The following is a 4,803-nucleotide window of genomic DNA, read 5'->3' as shown; positions in this document are numbered from 1 at the left end:
GCGTGGGTGTGGGCGTCGGGGTGGGGGTCGGCTCCGGCGGGCACGGCGGGGGAGGGGGCGGGCAGTGGTGGCCGCCGCGTCCGCCGCCTCCGTGGTGTCCGCCGTGGCCGTTTCCATGGCCGGTTCCGTGCCCGTCGCCGTGCCCGTCGCCGTGATGTCCGCCACCCCGGCCGCTTGCGGTGGCGCTGCTTCCGGCGACCGCGATCAGCTCGACGGCGCCCGAGCCGTCCCCGGCGTCGATCGTCGCGTAGGCGCAGCTATCAGCCACGGCCGGTGTGGCGGACAGCGCCGCCCACAGCAGGACCGGGACCACCAGCAGGCGTCTGGTACAGGCTCTGTTCACCCGGGGAGCATGGGCCCACGTGCGCCCGCGCACGCGAGGGTCGGCTCTGGTTCGCCTGAACGGGTGGTGCGGGGACCGTAGATGTTTGAGCCACGGAATGCCCTATTCCGGTCATGTACCTGCACATTCCCAAAAGCGACTTGTCGGTTTCGGTCATTCGCTGCGCGAGGGGCCGGGGAGGCCTTTGGTGTGTGATGAAGAACGGATCACCAATTTCCGCTTTTGCTCGCTCCGTTGGGCAATGATCAGTACATTCGGCTCGGACAGGCGTCCGACTCCGGACGACCGCACAGGATTACGGCTTGGAGACCCCGATGGAGCGCCCCGCCTGGGCCCCGCCAGGCATCGACATATCGGTGCCGAGCGTGTCCCGCATCTACGATTACTACCTGGGCGGCTCCCACAACTTCGAGGTCGACCGCCAGGCCGCCCGCCGCGCCATGGAGTTCCTGCCGGGCCTGCCCAAGATCATGCAGGCCAACCGGGCCTTCATGCGCCGCGCCGTCCGCTACGCCGTGGCCCAGGGCGTCACCCAGTTCCTCGACATCGGCTCCGGCATCCCCACCTTCGGCAACGTCCACGAGATCGCCCAGGCCGCCAGTCCCGAAGCCCGCGTCGTCTACGTGGACCACGACCCCGTGGCCGTCGCCCACAGCCGCGCCGTCCTCGCCGGCGACGAGCGCACCGGCATCGTCGCCGCCGACCTGCGCAAGCCCCACGACATCCTCGCCGCCCCGGAGGTCGCGCAGCTGCTCGACTTCGAACGCCCCGTCGCCCTGCTGCTCGTCGCCGTACTGCACTTCCTGGAGGACGCGGACGACCCGTACGCCGCCGTCGCCCGGCTGCGCGACGCGCTGGCCCCCGGCAGCCTCCTGGTGCTCACGCACGCTTCCTACGAGGGCATCCCGCTCGCGCAGGAAGTCGCGGCCGGGACCGTCGGCGTCTACCGGGACATCCGCAACCCGCTCGTGATGCGCAGCGGCGAACAGATCACCGGCTTCTTCGACGGCTTCGAGCTGGTCGAACCGGGCGTGGTGTCCATGCCGCTGTGGCAGCCCGAGGGCACCGAGGACCCGGAGGACGGAGAGGCGCCCGAGGACCCGTACGCGTTCTCGGGCTTCGGCGGAGTGGGACGCAAGGCGTGAGATCTGCGGCCGCGGTGCCCCCCGGCACACCGACCCCGAAGAACACGGGGCCCGCGCAGGGTGCGCAGCCCCCGGCCCCGCTCACAGGCCCGCCGGCGCCGGCGGGCCCTGCCGCGTTGCGGAGCGGGCTGGAGGACCGGATCGGGCGCTTCGCGACCATCTGGGGACGGGCGATCTTCCCCGTCACCGCGACCTCGCTGACCCGCGTCGAGTTCGAACAGCACCTGATCCCCCTCGCCCGGACCCTCGCCGAAGCCCTGCACGCCCGGCCCTTCGACGCCGGCGTCGCCCAGCGGGTGGGGGCCGAACTCGTCGCCGTCCACTGCACCGACCCCGAGGCCCTGGCCGGCACGCTCGGCGTCGTCGAGTCGTACCTCGTGCTCTACTGCGGCCCCGACGGCGTCGGGGTGGAGGGCACCGAGGAGTACCGCTCGCGCTGCGCCCGTCTCCAGCACGGGATCGCGGCCGGGTTCGCCCGCGCCCTGCGCGAGCGCACCCTGCGGGAGCAGGAGGCCATCGCCCGCTCCGCGCTGACCGCCCGCATCGACGCCCAGCAGGCCCTGCACGCCAGCGAGGAACGCTTCAAGGCGGTCTTCGAGGGCGCGGCCGTCGGCATCGGCATCGCCGACCTCGAAGGCAACGTCCTGGAGGTCAACGACACGCTGCTGCAGATGTTCGGCGGCATGGGCGGGCACGTCCGCGGCCGCAACGTCAGCGAGTGGGGCCACCCCGACGACGCCCCGCACGTCTGGCGGATGTACGGCGAACTCGTCCGCGGCGAACGCGAGAGCTACCGCGTGGAGAAGCCGTACTACCGCCATGACGGGACCGTGCTGTGGACCAACCTGACGGTGTCGCTGCTGCGCGACGCCGAGGGCGTGCCCCAGTACCAGCTGGCCCTGATGGAGGACACCACCGAGCGCCGGCTGCTGAACCTGCGCCTGCGCTACGAGGCCACCCATGACGCCCTGACCGGACTGCCGAACCGCACGCTGTTCTTCGAACGCCTGGAGAAGGCCCTGGGCGGGGCCGGCGGCAGCCGCTTCGGCCTGTGCTACCTGGACCTCGACGGGTTCAAGGCGGTCAACGACAGCCTCGGCCACTCGGCGGGCGACCGGCTCCTGGTGGAGGTCGCCGACCGGCTGCAGAGCTGCGCGACGGGCCCCGGCGAGGTCGTCGCACGACTCGGCGGTGACGAGTTCGTGGCGCTGACCACCGGTTCGGACACCGAGGAGAAGGTGACCGAACTGGCCGTCCGGATCCTGTCCGCCCTGTCGGTGCCCATCCGGATCGAGGGCCGCGAGCTGTCGGTCCGCGGCAGCATCGGCATCGTCGAGGGCCCGGCCCGCGAGCGCACCGCGGCGGAGGTGCTCCGCAGCGCCGACATCACCATGTACCGGGCCAAGGCGGCCGGCGGCAACCGCTTCGAGTTCGCCGACGCCGAGGCCGACGCCCGGGCCATCACCCGCCACGGCCTGACCAACGCCCTCCCGGCGGCACTGGAGCGCGGCGAGTTCTTCATCGAGTACCAGCCGCTGGTCCACATGCACGACGGCAGCGTCCACGGCGCGGAGGCCCTGGTCCGCTGGTCGCACCCGCAGTACGGGGTCCTCGGCCCGGACCGCTTCATCCCGCTGGCCGAACGGACCGGGCTGATCGTGCCGCTCGGCCGCTGGGTCTTGGAGGAGGCCGTCCGCCAGGCCCGCAACTGGCAGCGCCAGCACGGCGGCTCCACCCTGCGGATCAACGTCAACCTCTCGCCGACCCAGCTCCACCACCCCGGCCTGGTCGCCGACACCGTCGCGGTGCTGGAGAACTCGGGCCTCGCCCCGGGCGCGCTGTGCCTGGAGGTCACCGAATCGGCCCTGATCGGCGCCGACGACGAACTCCTGGAACCGCTGCGCCGGCTCGCCGCCCTCGGCGTGGACATCGCGCTCGACGACTTCGGCACCGGCTACTCGAACCTGGCGAACCTGCGCCGCCTGCCGGTCAGCGTCCTGAAGCTGGACCGCTCCTTCACCAAGGGGATGCAGCAGCAGCCTGCCAACCCCGTCGACGTCAAGATCGTGGAAGGCATCGTCGCCCTGGCCCACAGCCTCGAACTCGCGGTCACGGTCGAGGGCGTGGAGACGGGAGCCCAGGCCGCCCAGCTGCGCGACCTCGGCTGCGACACCGCCCAGGGCTGGTACTACGCCCGCCCCGGCGCCCCCGACCGCATCCACACGCTCTCGCTCTCGGACGCCGTGCCCACACCCTCCTGACGCCGGCCCCGGGCCGGTCACTCCAGGCCGGCTTCGATCCCCCGGCCGGGCGTCCGGACGGCCTCCACGACCCGCTCGTAGCGCCGTGCCGTATCGGCCACCACCTCGGTGGCCACCGGCAGCCGCTCGGCCTGGTACGCGTCGAGCACCTCTTCCCCGGCTTCCGCGGCTTCCCCGGCGAGGGCGGCGCCGAGGGTCCGCGCCAGGGCGGCCGCGTCCTCGATGCCGGTGTTCATGCCGAGCCCGCCGGCTATGGGGTGGACGTGCGCGGCGTCCCCGGCGAGGAAGGCCCGGCCCTCGCGCAGCCGGCCGGCCACGCGGACGTTGACCTTCCAGGTGGAGAGCCACGTGGCGTCCGTGAGCCGGATCTCGGGCATCTGGGCGTGCCGGTCGAAGAGCCGCTGGAAGCTCTCCAGCGAAGGCGGCAGCAGTTCGCCGTGCTCGTCCGTCTCCGGGGAGGCCTGGAGCTGGAAGGTGTCCGTCCCCGGCATGGGGCAGAGCATGGTCCCGCCGCCCTCCGAGGTGAACCACTGGTGCCAGTGGTCCCGGCTGAGCCCGGGCGCCCGGACGTCCCCGACGACCATCGCGGGCTCCGCCTCCGTGTTGCCCTCGAAGGAAATCCCGAGGAGCTTGCGGGTGGTGCTGCGCCCGCCGTCGCACCCGGCGAGGTAGCGGGCCTCGATCACACTGCCGTCCGCCAGCTCCGCCCGGATCCCGGCCGCGTCCTGGGTGATGGCGGCGAGCCGGGCACCGTACTCCACCGTCACGCCCAGCCCTGCGAGCCGCTCGCGCAGCGCCGCCTCGATCTGCCACTGCCCTATCAGGATCCCGTTGCCGCCCGCCGGGGTGTCGTTGACGTACTCCCCGTCGAAGTACTTGCGCATGACCACCTCGCCGTTGCCGATGGCGGTCAGGGGGGCGGCGCCGCCCCCCAGCGCGTCCAATAAGTGGATCCGCGTGCGGCCGGCCCGCCCCCCCCGCCCCGGCGGGGGCGGGGGCTCCTTCGCGTTCCAGCAGGCCTTGTGCCAGTGCCGGCGGTCGTCCACGCCGCCGT

4 protein-coding genes are annotated in these 4,803 nt (G+C 72.8%); 2 read left to right on the top strand and 2 right to left on the bottom strand.

The genetic code is table 11. From position 1 onward, the window contains the following. On the bottom strand, positions 1 to 268 hold a 268-nt coding region (locus tag ACFXA3_RS35625), incomplete at its 3' end, for a hypothetical protein (RefSeq protein ID WP_385194057.1). Positions 269 to 657: 389 nt separating this feature from the next. Here ACFXA3_RS35625 and ACFXA3_RS35620 point away from each other — a divergent pair. After that, the gene (locus ACFXA3_RS35620) at positions 658 to 1,488 is read left to right on the top strand and encodes an SAM-dependent methyltransferase (protein WP_385194060.1); all 831 of its coding nucleotides are present in this window, start codon (positions 658 to 660) and stop codon (positions 1,486 to 1,488) included. Between the two features lie 116 nt (positions 1,489 to 1,604). Then, on the top strand, positions 1,605 to 3,749 hold the full coding sequence (locus ACFXA3_RS35615; protein WP_385194055.1) for a putative bifunctional diguanylate cyclase/phosphodiesterase: 2,145 nt from the start codon (positions 1,605 to 1,607) through the stop codon (positions 3,747 to 3,749). 17 nt (positions 3,750 to 3,766) lie between these two features. Here ACFXA3_RS35615 and ACFXA3_RS35610 read toward each other — a convergent pair whose 3' ends face one another. Beyond that, positions 3,767 to 4,693: an FAD-dependent monooxygenase gene (locus ACFXA3_RS35610; protein ID WP_385194053.1), complete on the bottom strand. Its 927-nt coding sequence runs from the start codon at positions 4,691 to 4,693 to the stop codon at positions 3,767 to 3,769. Positions 4,694 to 4,803 lie beyond the last annotated feature (110 nt).

The organism is Streptomyces sp. NPDC059456 (assembly GCF_042750055.1).
Taxonomy (GTDB): domain Bacteria; phylum Actinomycetota; class Actinomycetes; order Streptomycetales; family Streptomycetaceae; genus Streptomyces.
Note: the sequence above shows the minus strand (reverse complement) of the source record. Positions and strands in the feature narration are given on the sequence as shown.